Raw genomic sequence first — 17112 nt, forward strand, 5'->3', positions numbered from 1 at the left:
GTGACAAGCCGCAGGCCCCACAAGAGCAAAAGTTTTTGGGGGGTGTGGGGGTGTTTTTTCAAAAACATTCCCACGTGTTTTCGACCCTTTTTTGCAAAAAAGGGTCGAGCCCCAAAAAATTTTTGCAACTTTATCTTGGGGTTATTTGGTTCCTGTGGAGCCGAAGCCGCCAGCGCCGCGGGCGGTTTCGTCCAGCTCCGCCACTTCGGCCCACGCCACGCGCACCACCGGCGCCAGCACCGTCTGGGCGATGCGCATGCCGCGTGTCACCTCAAAGGCCGCATCGCCCATGTTCAGCACGATGACACCGACCTCACCGCGATAATCCTCATCGATGGTGCCGGGGCTGTTCGGCAAGGTGATGCCGTTCTTCAAAGCCAGGCCGGAGCGCGGGCGGATCTGCAGCTCATAGCCGGGCGGCAAAGCGATGCTGAAGCCGGTGGGGATCAAAGCGCGCCCGCCCGGCGGAATGCTCAACGGCGCGCTCACCGCCGCCAGCAGATCCATGCCCGCCGCCCCCTTGGTGGCATAGGCGGGCAGTTCCAGCCCCTCGCCATGGGCGAGGCGCTTGATGCTCACGGTCACTTCATTCATTCGAAATGGGCTCCAATCTTCGCGGCGAGTTTTTCGGCGACCGCTTGCTTGTTCATCCTGACCCAGGGCTCTGCGCCATCCGCGGTCAGCAGCAGCACCTCGTTCTCATCCCCGCCCATGATGCCGGTGCCGCCGACATTATTCGCCACCAGCCAGTCACAGCCTTTGCGGGCGCGCTTGGCGGCGGCATGTTCGGCCAGCCTCTCGGTCTCCGCCGCGAAGCCGATGACGAGCTTCGGGCGGGTGGGCGAGGGGGCGGACAGCCCGGCGAGAATATCCGGGTTTTCGGTCAGGCTCAGCGCGGTGGCACCCGAGCCGTCCTTTTTCAGTTTTTGCTCCGCCTCGGTCTGCGGCCGCCAATCGCCGACGGCGGCCGCGCACACGGCGATATCCGCCGGCAAAGCAGCCTGCACCGCCGCCTGCATCTGCCGGGCGGTTTCCACCTTCACCAGCTCCACCCCGAACGGGTCCGGCAGCGCCACCGGGCCGGAGATCAGCGTCACCCGCGCCCCCAACGCCGCCAGCGCCTGCGCGATGGCATGGCCCTGCTTGCCGGAGGAGCGGTTGGCGATATAGCGCACCGGGTCGATCGGTTCATGGGTCGGGCCGGAGGTGACGATGGCGTGCTTGCCCTTCAAAGGGCCGTCCTGCAGCGCGGCCAGGATGGCGGCGAGGATCACCGGCGGTTCCGCCAGCCGGCCGGGACCGTATTCGCCGCAGGCCATCGGGCCTTCATCGGGTTCCACCACCAGCACGCCGCGCGCTTTCAGCGTCGCGATGTTGGTTTCGGTGGCCGGGTGCTGCCACATGCGCACATTCATCGCCGGGGCGACGAGCACGCGCTTATCCGTGGCGAGCAGCAAGGTGCTGGCCAGATCATCCGCCAGCCCGGCGGTCATTTTGGCGAGGATATCCGCGCTGGCCGGGGCCACCACCACCAGATCGGCGGCGCGGGAGAGCTCGATATGACCCATCTCGCTGTCATCGGTCAGCGAAAACAGATCCTGATAAATCTTCTCGCCGGTTAGCGCCTGCAAGGAAAGCGGGGTGACGAACTCAGCCCCCGCCTTGGTCAGCACCGCCGTCACCCCCAGCCCGGCCTTGCTGGCCAGCCGCACCAGCTCCAGCGCCTTATAGGCGGCGATCCCGCCCGAGACGATGAGCAGGATGCGTTTCACAGCTTCCAGCCGGCATGGATCGCCGCGATGCCGCCGGAGAGATTGCGGTAGGTGACGCGCTCAAACCCGGCCGCCTCGAACATGCGCTTCAGCTCCTCCTGCTTGGGGAACATGCGGATGCTCTCGGCCAGATATTGGTAGCTGGCACTATCCTTGGCGATGATGCCGCCGATTTTCGGCAGCGCCTGGAAGGACCAGGCATCATAGAGCTTCTCCAGCCCGGCGATCTGCAGCTGGGAGAATTCCAGCACCATGAAGCGCCCGCCCGGCCGCAGCAGGCGCTGCGCCTCGGCGATCACCTTGTCCTTGTTGGTGCAGTTGCGCAGGCCAAAGGCCATGGAGATGCGGTCAAAGCTCGAATCCGGCAGCTTGATCGCCTCGGCATCGGTCACCAGGAATTCGATATCGGCCAGATGGCCGTTGGCGGTGGCGCGGTCACGCCCGACATTGAGCATCGATTCGTTGATGTCCGACATCACCACCGGGCCGCCGCCGCGCTTGAGCCAGCCAAAGGTGATGTCCCCGGTGCCCGCCGCCAGGTCCAGCAGCTTGTGATAGGGGCGCGGGTCCAGGGCGGTGAGGAATTCGCGCTTCCAGAGCCGGTGGATGCCAAGCGACATCAGATCGTTCATGATGTCGTATTTGCCCGCCACGGAATCGAACACTTCACGCACCAGCGTGCTCTTCTCCTCACGCGGGACGGAGCGGAAACCGAAATCGGCGATGTCGTCGGCATTGTTCTGGGTCATGAGCGCCTATATAGCCTCGTTTTGCCATGCCGGAACTCCCCGAGGTCGAAACCGTGATGCGCGGTCTGGACGGTCATCTGACCGGACGGCGCATTTCCCACGCCATTCTGCGCCGCGCCGATATACGCTGGCCGGTGCCGCCAGAGCTGCCGCGCCTGCTCACCGGGGCACTGGTGCTGGGCTTCCGGCGGCGGGGCAAGTTCATGCTGATGCGCCTCGATAATGGCTGGTCGGTGCTGATCCATCTCGGCATGTCCGGCCGGATGCTGCTGGACAGGCAGGAGGCGCTGCATGAGCATCTGACCATCGAGACGGAAGCGGGCGGGCGCGTCGGCTTTGTCGATCCGCGGCGCTTCGGGGCGCTGGATCTTGTGCGCACAATGGATGAGGACAGCCACAGGCTGCTGGCCGGAATGGGCCCGGAGCCGCTGGGCAATGAATTCTCCGGGGCCTACATGGCCGGGCTGGCCAAGGGCCGCAGCGCGCCGATCAAGGCGTTTCTGCTGGACCAGAAAGTGGTGGCGGGCATCGGCAATATCTACGCCAGCGAGGCTCTGTTCCGTGCCGGTATCTCCCCCACCCGCGCGGCGGGCAAGATTTCCCGGCCGCGTATGGACAAGCTGGCCGAGCAGGTGCGGGCGACGCTGATTGAGGCGATTGCCGCTGGCGGCTCATCTTTGCGCGATTATGTGCAGCCGAGCGGCGAGCTTGGCTATTTCCAGCATGGCTGGAAGGTCTATGGCCGTGCCGGCGAGCCCTGCGAACACTGCCCCGGCCTGCCGGCCTGCGGCGGCATCAGCCAGATCACCCAATCCGGCCGCTCTACCTTCTACTGCGCCAAAACCCAGCGCTGAGGCGGCTAGAGCGTATTCCATTCCCGTTGGTGCAGGGAATACGCTCTAGCTTTTTGTGCGAGCGATCAACTTTATCCGATCAAACGAGTCCGTTTGATCGGATGTTGCTCTACAACCGGGCCGAGCCTGACGGGTCGTCCGGGTTGAGCTTGCCGACCAGCACCCGGTTTCGCCCCGCCGCCTTGGCGCGGTAGAGCCCGTTATCCGCGGCCATCATCAAGGCCTGGGCGCCGGAGGCGGGGTCCAGCCGGGAGACGCCGAGGGAGATGGTCAGCCGGCCATAGGTGAAGCCGGTACCGGCGATGGTGGCGCGCAGCCGCTCGGCCACCACCAGCGCATCCGCCAGATTGGTGGCGGGCAGCAGCACCGCGAATTCCTCCCCGCCATAGCGGGCCAGGAAATCATAAGGCCGCAGCCCGGCCTGCAAGATGCGCGCCACCTCCTGCAAGGTGGTATCCCCGGCCTGGTGGCCAAACTCATCATTCACCGCCTTGAAATGGTCGATATCCAACAGCAGCAGGCAAAGCGGATCCCCGGTGCGCCCGGCGCGGGCGATTTCCATGTCCAGGCGCTTATCCAGCGCGCGGCGGTTGGGGGTGGCGGTGAGAAAATCCGTGACCGCCTGCTGCGCCAGCCAGCCATTGGCCTGCGACAGCCCCAGCAAGGTGCGGCGCAGCTCCAGCTGCTCGACGATTTGCGCGGCCAGCAGCTTCAGCGCCCGGCTTTGCCGGGGATGCAGTTTCAGCGGCTGCCGGTCCGCCAGCAGGATGGCGCCCAGCACCTCGCCATCCGGGGCGCAAAGCGGCAGCGCCGCCTGCAATTTCAGCTTCATCGGCGCGAAGAGCCGCTCGGCCTGTTCCGTCGCGAGGGCGGTCAGCGGCTCGCCGGGCCGGTGCAGGGAAATATCATAGAGCCGGGCGGGGGCGGGATGCAGCCGGCAGCCGGCGCTGCGCCGGGCCCAGCGCCCTTTGATCCATTGATCCTCGGCGGTGAAGAAACAGATCAACGCCGCGGCGCACTCACCGATATGGCCGGCCAGGCAGGCCAGCTCGTCAAACGCCGGGTCGGGCGTGTCGTCGCTCAAGCCATATTGCGCCAGAAGCGTGGCGCGGGGATCAATCGGCATTGGGGTGCCGTCATGATTTGTCGGCACCGGGGCGCCGTCCCGCCGCTCTTGCGGCTGGCGGATCTGCGTTGTCGCTACCATCATTCCACAACCTTGTTTGTTGCGGTCTCAGGATGGACGGCGGTGGTGAATGAATGGTAAATTTCCGCGTTCGATACGCGGAAATTTACCATTTTTGGTTATTTCAGCGCCTGCACCGCCGCCAAAACATCCTCTGCATGCCCATCGACCTTCACTTTCGGCCAGATTCTGGCGATTTTGCCCGCCGAATCGACCAGCACGGTGGAGCGTTCGATGCCCATATATTTTTTTCCGTACATGGATTTCTCCTGCCAGGCGCCATAGGCCTCGATCACGCTGCCCTCCGGGTCCGAGGCGAGGGGGAATTCCAGCTTATATTTGGCGGCGAATTTCTCCAGCGCCTTCATGCTGTCCTTGGAGATTCCGATGATGGTCACGCCGAGCCTGGAGAAATCCGGCAGCCCGCTCTGGAAGGCGCAGGCCTCCTTGGTGCAGCCGGGCGTGTCGGCGCGGGGGTAGAAATAGAGCAGGAAGGGCTGGCCCTTCAGCCCATCGCGCGAAACAGTTCGGCCATTGGTGGCGGGCAGGGTGAAATCCGGCGCGTCTTGGCCTTCGGCCAAGCTTGTCATCAGGCTCATCATCAGGCTCCTTCGGTGAATGTCTGGGTGAAAATCTGGTGTGCCTGGGTGGCGGCTTCGCGCATGCCCGCCTGCAACGCCGCGAGATCCGCAAAGAATGTGGCGCGCAGCAGCGGCTCCAGCATGGCGCCGGGCGGGGCGGCGGCGCTCAGCGGCAGGCCGGTGATGCGGTTGATACCCTGGATCGTTCGCCACAGCCGGTCCGCCGCGATCAGCGCCTCGGCGTCGCTCTGCCGCAGCAGCCCGGCGGCGGCCAGCCCTTTCAGCGCCGCTTCGGTATTGGGCTGGAACAAAGCCGGCTCGCTGCCGCCATGAATCAGCTGCAGCGCCTGGGCGATGAAGCCGACCTCCATCATCCCGCCGGGAATGGCGCGCACATCAAAGGGCCCGCGCGGCTTCATCTCGGCGGCCAGCCGCGCCTGCATCGCGGCGGTATCGGCCAGAATGCGCGCCCGCGGCTCCGGCCGGCAGAGTGCCCCCAGCACCGCCTCGCGCACCGTGGCGGCGAAGCCCGGCGTGGCCGCCATCACCCGCGCCCGGGTGAGGGCCAGGCGCTCCCAGGTCCAGCTCTCCTTGGCGTGATAGCTGCGGAAGGACGCCAGCGAGACCGCGACCGGCCCGGCATTGCCCGAGGGGCGCAGCCGCATATCCACATGATAGACCGGCCCGCCCGGCCCCTGCGCGGTCAACGCCGCCACAAAAGCCTGGGAGAGGCGCGAGAACCATTGCGTCGGCGGGATCGCCATCGGGGCGTGATCATAGATCAGCATCAGATCGAGATCGGAGCCCGCCAGCATCTCCCCGGCACCGGCCTTGCCCAGCGCCAGCACCGCCACCTTGGCGCCGCGCGGGGCGGGCTGGCGCTGCTTCTGCGCGGCGATGACCAAGGGCAGCAGCTGCGAGAGCGCGGCCTCCGCCAAAGCGCTGCGGGTGCGCCCGGCCTCATTCGCGTCCAGCCGGCCTTCCAATGTCGCCACCGAGAGGTGGAATTCCTCCTGCCGGACGAAGCGCCGCGTGGCGGCGGCGGCCTGTTCCAGATCCTCCGCCTCGGCCAGCAGCCGGCGCAGCACCGGGCGCGGCGCGGCAAAGCGGGCTTCCGGGGCGAGCAGCCCGTCCAGCGCCTGCGGGTCCTCGGTGAGATAGTCCGAGAGCGCCGGGGCGGCGCCGAGCACGGCGGCCAGGCGCTTGAGCAGGCCAGGATTGCGGGTGAACAAAGAGAGCAGCTGCACCCCGGCGCGCTGGCGGCTGAGCAGCGTGTCGAACTGGGCGAAGGCCTTGTCCGGCTCCGGCTGCGCGCCCAGGGCTGCCAGCAGCGGGGCGACCAGCCCGTCCAGCAGCTCGCGCGCCCGTGGCGAGCGCAGGGCCGGCATATCGCCCGAGCCCCAGTCGCGCAGCCGGGCGGCGATATGCTTGATATCCTTGAAACCCAGCGCCTCCAGCCGGGCGGTGAAGGCGGGCGCCGGCGCCCCCTCGGGGCCGGGATTCAGCCCGTCCTGCAGGGCCTGGGTGCCGGCATCGAAGAAATCCAGGAAATGCGCATGCACGCGGGCGAGCAGCTTGGGGAAACTCTGCCGGAAGCGCGGGGACGCGAGGAAGATGCAGAACGCCTCCAGCCCGGCCTCGCTGGCGGGCAGCGCATGGGTCTGGCGGTCCGCCACCATCTGCAGCCGGTGTTCGACCCGCCGCAGCTCCCGGTAATCCGCCGCCAGCTGCCTGGCCGCGCGCTCCGGCAGATGCCCGGCCCGGGCCATGGCGGGCAGCGCCTCCAAGGTCGCCGGGATGCGCAGCGCCGGGTCCTGCCCGCCCCAGACCAGCCCCAGCGTCTGCACGATGAACTCGATCTCGCGGATGCCGCCCTGGCCCAGTTTCACATCGAAGCCGCGCAAGCCCTCGGCCGGGTGCTGCGCGTCGATCTGGCGCTTCATCTCGTGAATATCCGAGATCGCCGCGAAATCCAGATATTTGCGCCAGATGAAGGGGCGGATGGCGGCCAGGAATTGCTGCCCCAGCGCCAGATCCCCGGCGACGGGCCGCGCTTTGGAGAAGGCGGCGCGCTCCCAGGTGCGGCCATGGCTCTCGTAATAAGAGAGGGCGGTGGCCAGGGCGACGACCGGCGGCGTCGCCCCTGGGTCGGGCCGCAGCCGCAGATCGACCCGGAAGACATAGCCCTCGGCATCGCGCGCCGCGAGCAAAGCGGTGAGGTCGCGCGCCAGCCGCGCCATCATCGGCTGCGAGTCCTCGCCATAGACCGGGCTTTCCGGATCGTAGAGCAGCACCAGATCGATGTCGGAGGAGTAATTCAGCTCCCGCGCGCCGAGCTTGCCCAGCGCCAGCGCGACGAAGCCGCTTCCCTGGTCCGGCGCCGCCGGGTCGGGCAGGGCGATCTCTTCCGCCGCGTGCAGCTCGTACAAAAGATGCCGGATGGCGGCGCGCAAGGCGGTCTCGGCGAGGTCCGAGAGCGCCGCGGTGACCTGCTCCAGCGTCCAGAGCCCGCCCAGATCCGCGATGGCGATGCTCAGCGCCATCTGCCGCTTGGCCCGGCGCAGCGCGTCGCTGAGCTGGGGGCGGGGCAGATCCGGCGGCAATGAAGCCAGCCCGGCCAGCACCGCTTTCGCCTGCGGGGTGGGGCCTGCTTCCAGGCAGGCGCAGAGCGTCGCGGATTCACGGCAGGCGAGCTCGGCCAGGAAGGGCGCGTTGCCGCCCAGCGCCGCCAGCAGCGCCGTCCCCGAGTCGCTCCGCGCCAGCTTGGCCTCGCGCGGGCCAAGGGCCGCGAAATCCGCGCGCAGCCGCGCCGCCGCCGCTTGATCGGCCGGTTTGGGGAAGGATGGCTTGTGAAGATCGCCGGGCATCTGGCAAGCAGAACAGGATGAAGTTCCGCAGAGGTCAAGCGGCCTGGATTATCATAGAGGCGATCCACCAGCTCGGCCGCATCGTCGCGCTGTTTGTGCTGCTGGCGCTGGCCTTGTTCGGGCTGCTGGGGTTCCGGCTGGCGCAGGGGCCGCTGGAGATCCCGCAAATCGCCTCGCGCATCGCCACGCGGCTCTCCGGCGAAGGGGTTGAGGTGCGCATCGGCACCGCCGAGCTGGCCTGGGCGGGCTATCACAAAGGCGGGGCGGTGCCGCTGGTGCTGCGTCTGGCCGATATCAAGGTGGGCAGCGATTCAGGCGGGGCGCTGGCGGATATTCCCGCGGCCGATCTGACCCTGCCGGTGGCGGATCTGTTCGGCGGGCGCGACCCGATCGCGCTGAACGGCGCCGGTGCCACCTTCCCCGGCGGCAATGTCCCGGTCTCCTGGCATGCGGATCTCTGGCCGGGGCGCGGCTTCACCCTCTCCCACGGGGCGGTGCATGTGCGCATCGGCGCCGGGCGGATCGGCACCGGGGTGAACAGGGTGGCGCTCAGCGATGCCAGCTTTACCCTCGCGGTCTTGCCCGATGGCGCGGTGCAGGTGAGCGACGGCGTGGCCCAGCTCGCCCCGCAAGGCCAGAGCGCGCCGCGCCTGCGCTTCAGCTTCCGCGCGCATCGCGACGGGCTCTGGCTCGGCCGGCTCAACCTGGCGCTGGACAGCGTGCAGGCCCAGGATCTGGCGGCCTACTGGCCGCCGATCGCCGCCCCGGATGCGCGGGTCTGGGTGATGCGCAACATCACCGCCGGCAGCGCCCATGACGCGCAATTCAGCATCGACATGGCCGCCCATGGCGATCTCTCGCATTTCAAAATCGAGAACGTGCAGGGCGGGTTTCAGGCCAGCGATCTGACCCTGCATTTCCTGCCCGGCGCGGTGCCGCTGGAGCATCTGGACGGTGTGTTCACCATGCCGGGGATGGATACCATCGTCATCGATGCCGGCGGCGGCGCGGCGGGCGGGGTCGGGCTGCAGAGCGGCAGCATGGTGATCACCGATCTCACGGCCAAGGATCAGTTCGGCTTCCTCAATCTGAATCTGGCCGGGCCGGTGCAGAATGTGCTTGGCATTCTGGGGGCGCCGCCGCTCAACCTGCTCGCCCACACCCCGCCTGACATCAAGGGCGCCACCGGCACGCTCGCCGGCACGCTGGCGGCGATGATCCCGCTGGCCAAGAATGTCACCGCGCGGGATGTGCAGATCAACGTCGCCACCCAGCTCAGCGACGTGAAAATGGCCACCCCCATTCCCGGCATTTTCTTTACCGACGGCGCGGTGAGGATCGCCACCGATGGCGAGACGCTGCGGGCGGACGCCACCGCGCAGCTCGCCGGCGCCCCAGCCAGCCTGACATTGACCCAGGATGTCTCCAAGCCGGACGGGGCGGAGACGCTGGATCTGCAGGGCGAGGCCGGCCCCGCCCTCTGGCACGCCTTCGGGCTGGATACGCCGAGCGGCTTCACCTCCGCCACGCAGGGGCGCGCGCCCTTCCGCTTCAGCCTCACCGGCCCGGCGGATGGCACCCAGGAGGCGGCGCTGGAGGCCGACCTTACCCGCATCGGCCTGGCTTTGCCCTTGCTGGGCTGGGCCAAGCAGCCCGGCGGCGCGGGGCGGCTGGCGGCGCGTTTCAGCCTGGAGAATGGTGATCTCGGCGCGATTCAGGATTTTATGATGGAAGCGCCGGGGCTGTTCGTGCGCGGCCACAGCCAGGGGCGGGTGTTCACCCTGACCCAGGCGGATATCGGCCGGTCGCAGGCGCAAGGCAGCGTGATTGCGCCCGCCCGCCCCGGCCAGCCCTGGCAAATCGAGGCCAGCGGCGAGACGCTGGATCTGCGCCACGGCGCCGACGCGCAGACGCAGCCCGACCAGCCCGCCCCGCCACCGCCGCAACCCGCGCCCTCCGGCCCGCTCTGGCAGGCCAGGCTCGCCTTCCAGCATCTTTATATCACCAAGCCGCCGGCACCGGGTCTGCGGAATGTCAGCCTCACCGCCAGCGGCCAGGGGCAGGATCTCTCGCAGGCCAGCGCCAGTGCCGACGGGGTGAGCGCGCGGATCACCCCGCTCGCCGGCCCGCGCCGCGCGCTGGCCTTACAGGGCCAGGATGCCGGCGCGCTGCTGCGGGTGCTGGGGGTGTATGACGGCATGCAGGGCGGCGCGCTGGATCTGCAGGCGCAATTCGGCGGCGGCCCGGCGCAGGGCACGCTGAAGCTGGCGAAGGCCCGGCTGGTGAATGCGCCCGGCTTCATCAAGCTGATGCAGGCGGCGACCTTATATGGGGTGGCGGAGGCGATGTCTGGCCCGGGGCTGCTGATCGACCACGCGACCATCCCCTTCACCCTGGAGGACGGCGTGCTGCGGCTGAACGGGGCGGATGCCTATTCGGAATCGCTGGGCTTCACCGCCAGCGGCAGCTTGGACGGCAATACCGGCATTTGCGATCTGCAGACCACGATCGTGCCCGCCTACGCGCTCAACGCGCTGCCGGGGAAAATCCCGGTTCTGGGGCATCTGTTCTCGGCGGAGAAGGGCGGCGGCTTGTTCGCCATTCGCGCCCATGTGCAGGGGAAGATGAGCAACCCGCAGATCCATGTGAATCCGCTCTCCGCGCTCACGCCTGGATTCCTGCGGGGTGTGTTCGGGCTGGGGGGTGGTGCGCCGCCGGCCACGAAGCCGGCGGCGCCGTAGATTCAGCCCTGCGCCGGGGCCTTGGAGACCACGACCATCGCCGGGCGCAGCAGGCGGCCATTCAGCAGCCAGGTCTGGCTCCAGGCCTGCAGCACGGTGCCAGCCGGATGGTCCGCACTTTCCTGCTCGGCCATCGCCTGGTGCAGATTGGCGTCGAACACCGCGCCGGTCGGGTCGGTGCGGGTGATGCCGTTGCGCTCCAGAATGCCGGCGAAAGCGCGCTCGATGCCCTCGAAGCCATCACGCATCTTGGTGATCAGCTCCGGCTCGTCCTCGGTCTTCTTCGGCAGGCTGTCGATGCCGCGCTTCAGATTCTCCGCCGCCTCGACCACGTCGCGGGCGAATTTCTGCACGGCATAGAGCCGCGCATCCTCGACCTCGCGCTTGGTGCGGGCGCGCAGATTGGCCATTTCCGCCTCGGCGCGCAGCCATTTGTCGCGCATCTCGGAAAGCTCCTGCTCCAGCTGCGCGATGCGCTGATCAGGGGCTTCCAGCAGCGCCTCGTCCTGCGGGGCGGCATCCTCATGCATGATCTTGTCTTCTTCGCTCATGGCCCGGAATTAGGGGATTCTCGGCCGCCAAACAAGGAGGGCGCAACGCGGCGCTCATGCCGGATCGAGGGTTCGATGCTGGGGCCGCGCAAGCCCTGGCATCGCGGCGGTGAAATGCGCAAACGCCGCTAAGGCCCCGGCCGCGCACTCCTGCTCCTCGGCCGGGCTGAAACTCTGGGCGTTCAGCCGCGCGACAAAGCCGCGCCAATGCCGGGCGCGCTGCGCCTGCAAGGCCAGATGCCGGGCACCGTGCGCGCCATCGAACCCCAGCGGCTGGGCCCAGCCGCGCAGCTGCAAAGCGCCGAGATTGGAGCCCTGCAGTACATAAAGACAGCCCCAGCCGCCGCCGCGCGCAAAGCTCACGGGCGGCGCGGCGCCAAGCGGCGCGGTGCCGAGATCCGCGAGGTCCGCCTCCAGCGACGCTGTCAACTCATACGCATCGGCCGGAAGCAGGCGCAGCGGCGCCAGCGCTGCTTCCAACGCGCGGCGGGCCTGATGAGTGATCTGCAGATAACGCGCATACAGAACAGGCGTGGCGAAAAAGCCGGCCCCGCGCATCGCCTCGTCCAGCCTGGCATGCGCCGGCGCGGTCAAGGCGCTGAGTGCGGCGCGCCGGTCCCGCGGCGCTTTATGTGATAAAGCCATGTCCGCCGATATGGGGGTGAAGCGCTCAGCGCCAATCCGCAATGTCATTTTTACAACCGTCCGCGCCGGTCCTGATCCGCGGGCATCCTCTCGGGCGGGGCGGCCATTCCCTCTCGTCTTGGCCGCGAAATCGGCGTATGAGACGAGAAATGAATAGTCTGACGCCATTGCCCGCACGGCTGGTGATCGAAATCGTCTTCGATTTCGTCTGTCCCTGGTGTTATCTTGGCGTGAAGCGTCTGACCTATCTGCTGGCCCGCCGGCCGGAGCTCGATGTCACCCTCAACTGGCGGCCCTTCCTGCTCAACCCCGACATGCCGCGCGGCGGCATGTCCCGCGCCGATTACATGATCCGCAAATTCGGCGCGGAGGACCGGGCGCGCCGGCTCTATGCCTCGATCGCCGAGCTGGGCGGGGCGGAGGGGATTGCGTTCAATTTCCCCGCTATTCGCCGCACCCCCAACAGCGTGGATGCGCATCGGCTGGTGCGCGAGGCGGCGCGGGTTGGGGCCGCGGATGCGCTGGTGGCCGGTATTTTCGCGGCGCATTTCGTCGAGGGGCTGGATATCGGCCAGCATGAGGTGCTGAGCGCGCTGGCGGTGCAGTCCGGCATGGGCGCGCGCCAGGTGCGGCTATTCCTGGAGTCCGGCGAGGGCACGGAATATGTGCATGCGGAAAATCTGCACGCGCACCGGCTCGGCATCAACGGCGTACCCTGCTTCATGCTGGATGGCGAACACGCCATCGCCGGGGCGCAGGAGAGCGAGGTGCTGGAACGGCTGATCGACCTCGCCCTCTGCACCGCCCGGGAGCGTTGAAAGGGTTTCCTTTTTTCACGGCTGCGCTACAGCTTGTAACAGGCTGTACCTGCCGCCTCAGAAAAAGGGTCGACGAAACGTGAAAAGATCTGTGATTGCGTCTTCTGCCATCGCGTTGGGCGCGGCGGCGTGGTTGAGTTACGCGCCCCAGGCGCGCGCGGATGTTCCGCCGGCTGATCCGCACAGCATCGTCACCATCCAGCTCGAAAACGACGCCGCCTCCATCCCCGGCACGGATGAGCTTTACACCTCCGGCGAGCGGCTGGGCTATGTCGGCCCCACCGGCGCGGTGCCGCGCTTTCTCTCCAATCTTGGCCAGGGCGTGTTCGGCCAGGGCAGCCAGCGGCTGGAGATCAATCTGCAGCAGGTCATCTTCACCCCGACCGACACCCAGCTCTACAACCCCAACCCGCATGACCGCCCTTATGCCGGGCAGCTTTCGGCGAAGCTGACGCTGATCCAGGACACCACGACCACCCGCTCGATGCTGGGGGCGGCGATCGGCATCGTCGGCCCGGCCTCGCTGGCGCAGACCGTGCAGAACGGCTTCCACAGCATCATCGGCGATACCACCAACAAAGGCTGGCATTACCAGCTGCATGACGAGCCAACGCTGGATTTTTCCGCCGGGCGGATCTGGCGGATGGATCTGGCGAATTATGGTGGCATCGGCGTGCAGGTGCTGCCCCAGCTTACCGCGCAGGTCGGCAATACCGAGATCTATGCCCAGACCGGCGGCATCGTGCGTTTCGGCCAGGGGCTGGATTCGGATTTCGGCCCGGCGCTGATCGGCCCGCAGCTTTCCGGCACCGATGCCTATACCCCCACGCGCCCCTTCGTCTGGTACGTGTTCGGCGGCGCGCTGGGGCGCTTCGTGGCGCATGACATGCTGGTCCAGGGCAATGATTTCCGCTCCAGCCGCGGGGTGGGGCTGACCCATCTGCAGGGTGATCTCGAAGTGGGGCTGGCGGTGATCTATCGCGGCGTGCGGCTTTCGGCGGTTGAGACCTTCGAGACGCCGGAATTCCACGGCTCGGCGCCGGCCTTCCAGTACGGGTCGATCGCGATTTCGACCAGGTTCTAAACGTTTTTGGGGGCGGCCCTTTTTTCAAAAAGGGCCGCAAAACGTTGGGGGCGTTGACGACGCCGTTGCCAAAACCCGGGCGTTTTCGCCGCTTTTTGAAAAAAGCGGCACCAAAAACTTTTATTTACTTAGAAATTTTCGGAACGCCGCCAGCGTTGCCGGGGAGATATGGTGCTCGATCCCCTCGGCATCCTCCTCCGCCGCCTCGCGCGGCACCCCCAGCGCCAGCAGCAGCGCCACCACCAGCTGATGCCGCTCCCGGCTGCGCGCCGCCAGATTTTGGCCCTCCGGCGTCAACAACACGCCGCGATAGGGCAGGGAGGTCGCCAGCCCCTCGCGCTTCAGCCGGCCGATGGTCTTGATCACGCTCGCATGCGAAATGCCCAGCCGCCTGGCGATGTCCGTCGGCCGCGCCGGGGCGCCGCCGCTCTGCAGATCATCGATCAGCTCGGCATAATCCTCCAGCGTCGCGCTCAACTGCGCGGCCCTGGTTTTGCCGAAGCGTCTGGCCTGGGTCGGCTCGGCGGGAAGGTTCGGGGTTTTGCCGTCAGCTTCCATTTTATGGCGGTGCTCCAGTCTGACGCATGCTTTGCGGGAAAACCCCCATGCTGGCAAGTTGGGGCTCGGGGCGGTTGCCGCGTTGCACAAATCCGCTATATTCAGACACCATGCGGACGCGCCACGCCTTCGCAGGTTTAAACTTTTTGTTGTGGATTCAATCACTCGTCCGATAAAGTGGGCGACAAAAATAAAGGGATGCCATCGTGGCGAACGAAAAATCTCAGAATGTGCAGGACGTGTTCCTGAACCATGTCCGCAAGAGCAAGACGCCGGTCACGGTGTTCCTGGTCAATGGCGTGAAGCTGCAGGGCGTGATCACCTGGTTCGATAATTTCTCGGTGCTGCTGCGCCGTGATGGCCATACCCAGCTGGTCTATAAGCACGCGATCAGCACGGTGATGCCGGGCGCGCCGATCATGCTGTTTGATGCCGGCCGCGCCGAAGGTGGCGCCCCGGCCCCTGGCGAGGCTGGCTCCGCCAGCGCCAGCACGTTGCGCCTGAGCCGCACCCCCGAGCCGCAATACGACCCCGAGTCCGAAGGCTGATCCTCCGGATATCGTGATGCAAGAGACCGCGCCCCCGCCAAGCCGGGCGGCGATTTTGCTGCCCTGGGACCGGCAGGCGGCCTTCGCCGCCGGTCAGATCCGCTCCGCCGAGGCCCGCCTCGCGGAAGCGGTGGGGCTTGCCGCCTCCATCGGGCTGGTGATCGTGCATGAGCAGATCTTCCAGCTCCGCTCCCTCACCCCGGCCACCTTGCTCGGCAAGGGCCAGGTGGAGCAGGCCGCCACCGCCCTGCGCGGGGCGCAGGTGGATGTGGCGGTGGTGGATGCCGCCCTTACCCCCGTGCAGCAGCGCAATCTGGAAAAGGCCTTCGGCACCAAGGTCATCGACCGGACCGGGCTGATCCTGGATATTTTCGGTGCCCGTGCGCGCACCCGTGAAGGGTCGCTGCAGGTGGAGCTGGCGCATCTGGAGTATCAGCGCTCCCGCCTGGTGCGCTCCTGGACCCATCTGGAGCGCCAGCGCGGCGGCTTCGGCTTTCTCGGCGGTCCTGGTGAAACCCAGATCGAGGCGGATCGACGCCTGATCGGCGATCGCATCGTCAAGCTGAAGGCGGAGCTGGAGGAGGTGCGCCGCACCCGCGGCCTGCATCGCGGCGCGCGCAAGAAGGTGCCGTATCCGGTGGTGGCGCTGGTGGGCTACACCAATGCCGGCAAATCCACCTTGTTCAATGCGCTGACCGGCGCCACGGTGATGGCCGAGGACCAGCTCTTCGCGACGCTGGACCCGACCATGCGCGGGCTGGTGCTGCCTTCCGGGCGCAACATCATCCTCTCCGACACTGTGGGCTTCATCTCCGAGCTGCCGACCGAGCTGGTCGCCGCCTTCCGCGCCACGCTGGAAGAGGTGGCGGAGGCGGATCTGCTGCTGCATGTGCGCGACATTTCCCACCCCGACACCGAGGCCCAGGCCCGCGACGTGCGCGCCGTGCTCACCCGCATGGCCAAGGAAGGCACGCTGGACGAGGGCTGGCCTTCCCATACGCTGGAGGTGCTGAACAAGGCCGACGCGCTGGGCGGCATTGCCAATGTCGTGCAGGGCGAGGGCATCGCCGTCTCGGCCTTGACCGGCGAGGGGCTGGACCGGCTGCTGCAGACCATCGATGCCAGGCTCGCCGCCGCCGAACAGCTGGTCGAGCTGCAGGTGCCGGTCGCCGACGGCGCGCGTCTGGCCTGGCTCTATCGCCATGGCGAGGTGGTGGCGCGCGAGGATGACGAGCACCATGTGACATTGCAGGTGCGGCTCTCCGCCGTCGATAAAGCGAGGTTCGAAGCATTATGAAGCCAGCCGAGGTTCAATCCGTCATCGATCTGCTCCGGCATGTGGCGCGAACGGAAATCCTCCCCCGCTTCAAGAAGCTCTCCTCTGAGGATGTGCGCACCAAGACTGGTCCGCTGGACCCGGTGACGGTCGCCGACGAAGCGGCGGAGCGGGCGCTGAAGGCCGGGCTGAATAAACTATTCCCTGGCGATGACGTGATCGGCGAGGAGGCGGTCTCCTCCGGTGCCGCCTCGCTGGAGCGGCTGGCCCAGCCGGGGCGGGTCTGGATTCTCGACCCGATCGACGGCACCGCGAATTTCGCCGCCGAACTGCCTTTATTCGGGGTGATGGCGGCGTTGGTGGAGGCGGATGAGATCCTCGCCGGCTTCATTTTCGACCCGTTCGGCGATGACTGCGCTGTGGCGGTGAAGGGCCAGGGTTCGTACCTGATCGCGGCCGACGGCACGCGCCGCAAATTGCAGGTGGCCGCCCCGGTGCCGGTGGAGCAGATGGTCGGCTCGATGTCCTGGCGCTTCATGTCCGAGCCTTTGCGCAGCCACGTGCTGCACCGGCTGGACCGGCTGGCGGCGGTGACGGATTATCGCTGCGCCGCGCATCAATATCGCATGCTCTCGGGCGGGCATTGCCATGTGCAGATGTTCCGCAAGCTGATGCCCTGGGACCATGCGGCCGGGGTGCTGCTGCACCGTGAGGCCGGCGGCCATGCGCGGCATTTCGACGGTTCACCCTACCGCCCGTCGCAAACCGATGGCGGCCTGCTGCTGACCCCGGACGAGGCAAGTTGGGATGAGCTGGCGAACGCGCTGCTTCGATAAATAAAGGGGCTGTCCCAGATATCTTTCAGGCTTATGCCTTCAACGC

Annotated in this window: 16 protein-coding genes; 7 read left to right on the top strand and 9 right to left on the bottom strand. The window is 67.2% G+C overall.

The genetic code is table 11. The features are described 5' to 3' along the window. Positions 1 to 141: 141 nt before the first annotated feature. Genes dut through ubiE form a run of 3 tightly spaced genes read right to left on the bottom strand, consistent with a single transcriptional unit; the run spans position 142 to position 2521 of the window. Positions 142 to 594, bottom strand: a complete 453-nt coding sequence (dut, locus tag T331_RS0107025; RefSeq protein WP_026439510.1) for a dUTP diphosphatase — start codon at positions 592 to 594, stop codon at positions 142 to 144. Further along, positions 591 to 1772: a bifunctional phosphopantothenoylcysteine decarboxylase/phosphopantothenate--cysteine ligase CoaBC gene (coaBC, locus tag T331_RS0107030; RefSeq protein WP_081822152.1), complete on the bottom strand. Its 1182-nt coding sequence runs from the start codon at positions 1770 to 1772 to the stop codon at positions 591 to 593. The genes dut and coaBC overlap by 4 nt, the downstream gene beginning before the upstream one ends. After that, entirely contained in the window at positions 1769 to 2521 is a 753-nt protein-coding gene (ubiE, locus tag T331_RS0107035) for a bifunctional demethylmenaquinone methyltransferase/2-methoxy-6-polyprenyl-1,4-benzoquinol methylase UbiE (protein ID WP_008493419.1), read from the bottom strand. The genes coaBC and ubiE overlap by 4 nt, the downstream gene beginning before the upstream one ends. Positions 2522 to 2547: 26 nt before the next feature. Here ubiE and mutM point away from each other — a divergent pair, with 26 nt between their 5' ends. Next, positions 2548 to 3375, top strand: coding sequence for a bifunctional DNA-formamidopyrimidine glycosylase/DNA-(apurinic or apyrimidinic site) lyase (mutM, locus tag T331_RS0107040; protein WP_026439512.1), 828 nt, complete (start codon positions 2548 to 2550; stop codon positions 3373 to 3375). Positions 3376 to 3484: 109 nt separating this feature from the next. Here the strand turns inward: mutM and T331_RS19115 are convergent, their stop codons facing one another. The 3 genes from T331_RS19115 to T331_RS0107055 all read right to left on the bottom strand — a co-directional run bounded on the left by T331_RS19115 (position 3485) and on the right by T331_RS0107055 (position 8009). Continuing rightward, the gene (locus tag T331_RS19115; RefSeq protein WP_051622230.1) at positions 3485 to 4585 is read right to left on the bottom strand and encodes a GGDEF domain-containing protein; all 1101 of its coding nucleotides are present in this window, start codon (positions 4583 to 4585) and stop codon (positions 3485 to 3487) included. Positions 4586 to 4680: 95 nt separating this feature from the next. Next, positions 4681 to 5160: a thioredoxin-dependent thiol peroxidase gene (bcp, locus tag T331_RS0107050; RefSeq protein WP_026439513.1), complete on the bottom strand. Its 480-nt coding sequence runs from the start codon at positions 5158 to 5160 to the stop codon at positions 4681 to 4683. Between the two features lie 2 nt (positions 5161 to 5162). Then, positions 5163 to 8009, bottom strand: coding sequence for a bifunctional [glutamine synthetase] adenylyltransferase/[glutamine synthetase]-adenylyl-L-tyrosine phosphorylase (locus T331_RS0107055; protein WP_026439514.1), 2847 nt, complete (start codon positions 8007 to 8009; stop codon positions 5163 to 5165). 17 nt (positions 8010 to 8026) lie between these two features. Between T331_RS0107055 and T331_RS0107060 the strand changes: the two genes are divergently transcribed. After that, on the top strand, positions 8027 to 10750 hold the full coding sequence (locus T331_RS0107060) for a YhdP family protein (protein WP_026439515.1): 2724 nt from the start codon (positions 8027 to 8029) through the stop codon (positions 10748 to 10750). 2 nt (positions 10751 to 10752) lie between these two features. On the opposite strand, the gene T331_RS0107065 is transcribed toward T331_RS0107060, so the two are convergent. Both T331_RS0107065 and T331_RS17655 read right to left on the bottom strand, forming a co-directional pair. Then, positions 10753 to 11301, bottom strand: coding sequence for a nucleotide exchange factor GrpE (locus tag T331_RS0107065; protein WP_008493412.1), 549 nt, complete (start codon positions 11299 to 11301; stop codon positions 10753 to 10755). Between the two features lie 54 nt (positions 11302 to 11355). Further along, a complete protein-coding gene (locus T331_RS17655; RefSeq protein ID WP_051622231.1) occupies positions 11356 to 11946 on the bottom strand; it encodes a biliverdin-producing heme oxygenase in 591 nt (196 codons plus the stop codon). 149 nt (positions 11947 to 12095) lie between these two features. On the opposite strand from T331_RS17655, the gene T331_RS0107075 reads away from it, so the two are divergent. Both T331_RS0107075 and T331_RS0107080 read left to right on the top strand, forming a co-directional pair. After that, entirely contained in the window at positions 12096 to 12764 is a 669-nt protein-coding gene (locus T331_RS0107075; RefSeq protein ID WP_051622232.1) for a DsbA family oxidoreductase, read from the top strand. 133 nt (positions 12765 to 12897) lie between these two features. Continuing rightward, entirely contained in the window at positions 12898 to 13848 is a 951-nt protein-coding gene (locus T331_RS0107080) for a lipid A deacylase LpxR family protein (protein ID WP_162173886.1), read from the top strand. Between the two features lie 120 nt (positions 13849 to 13968). Here T331_RS0107080 and mntR read toward each other — a convergent pair whose 3' ends face one another. Then, positions 13969 to 14406 carry a manganese-binding transcriptional regulator MntR gene (mntR, locus tag T331_RS0107085; RefSeq protein WP_008493408.1) on the bottom strand — a complete coding sequence of 146 codons (438 nt, stop codon included), beginning with the start codon at positions 14404 to 14406 and terminating at the stop codon, positions 13969 to 13971. Between the two features lie 206 nt (positions 14407 to 14612). Between mntR and hfq the strand changes: the two genes are divergently transcribed. From hfq to T331_RS0107100, 3 genes are read left to right on the top strand one after another with little or no spacing between them, the layout of a single operon-like run. Continuing rightward, on the top strand, positions 14613 to 14954 hold the full coding sequence (gene hfq / locus T331_RS0107090; RefSeq protein WP_026439518.1) for an RNA chaperone Hfq: 342 nt from the start codon (positions 14613 to 14615) through the stop codon (positions 14952 to 14954). A 16-nt stretch (positions 14955 to 14970) separates the two neighbouring features. Then, on the top strand, positions 14971 to 16251 hold the full coding sequence (gene hflX / locus T331_RS0107095) for a GTPase HflX (protein WP_026439519.1): 1281 nt from the start codon (positions 14971 to 14973) through the stop codon (positions 16249 to 16251). Then, entirely contained in the window at positions 16248 to 17066 is an 819-nt protein-coding gene (locus tag T331_RS0107100; protein WP_026439520.1) for an inositol monophosphatase family protein, read from the top strand. Before hflX ends, T331_RS0107100 begins: the two co-directional genes overlap by 4 nt. The last annotated feature ends 46 nt before the right edge of the window (positions 17067 to 17112 follow it).

Origin of the sequence: Acidocella facilis ATCC 35904, assembly GCF_000687875.1 — a bacterium.
Taxonomy (GTDB): Bacteria; Pseudomonadota; Alphaproteobacteria; order Acetobacterales; family Acetobacteraceae; genus Acidocella; species Acidocella facilis.

What these genes read in the sequence shown, in the direction of transcription:
- dut (WP_026439510.1), bottom strand. Translation starts at nt 594, where the DNA reads ATGAATGAAGTGACCGTGAGCATCAAGCGCCTCGCCCATGGCGAGGGG.
- ubiE (WP_008493419.1), bottom strand. Translation starts at nt 2,521, where the DNA reads ATGACCCAGAACAATGCCGACGACATCGCCGATTTCGGTTTCCGCTCC.
- mutM (WP_026439512.1), top strand. Translation starts at nt 2,548, where the DNA reads ATGCCGGAACTCCCCGAGGTCGAAACCGTGATGCGCGGTCTGGACGGT.
- T331_RS19115 (WP_051622230.1), bottom strand. Translation starts at nt 4,585, where the DNA reads ATGATGGTAGCGACAACGCAGATCCGCCAGCCGCAAGAGCGGCGGGAC.
- bcp (WP_026439513.1), bottom strand. Translation starts at nt 5,160, where the DNA reads ATGAGCCTGATGACAAGCTTGGCCGAAGGCCAAGACGCGCCGGATTTC.
- T331_RS0107055 (WP_026439514.1), bottom strand. Translation starts at nt 8,009, where the DNA reads ATGCCCGGCGATCTTCACAAGCCATCCTTCCCCAAACCGGCCGATCAA.
- T331_RS0107060 (WP_026439515.1), top strand. Translation starts at nt 8,027, where the DNA reads ATGAAGTTCCGCAGAGGTCAAGCGGCCTGGATTATCATAGAGGCGATC.
- T331_RS0107065 (WP_008493412.1), bottom strand. Translation starts at nt 11,301, where the DNA reads ATGAGCGAAGAAGACAAGATCATGCATGAGGATGCCGCCCCGCAGGAC.
- T331_RS17655 (WP_051622231.1), bottom strand. Translation starts at nt 11,946, where the DNA reads ATGGCTTTATCACATAAAGCGCCGCGGGACCGGCGCGCCGCACTCAGC.
- T331_RS0107075 (WP_051622232.1), top strand. Translation starts at nt 12,096, where the DNA reads ATGAATAGTCTGACGCCATTGCCCGCACGGCTGGTGATCGAAATCGTC.
- mntR (WP_008493408.1), bottom strand. Translation starts at nt 14,406, where the DNA reads ATGGAAGCTGACGGCAAAACCCCGAACCTTCCCGCCGAGCCGACCCAG.
- hflX (WP_026439519.1), top strand. Translation starts at nt 14,971, where the DNA reads ATGCAAGAGACCGCGCCCCCGCCAAGCCGGGCGGCGATTTTGCTGCCC.
- T331_RS0107100 (WP_026439520.1), top strand. Translation starts at nt 16,248, where the DNA reads ATGAAGCCAGCCGAGGTTCAATCCGTCATCGATCTGCTCCGGCATGTG.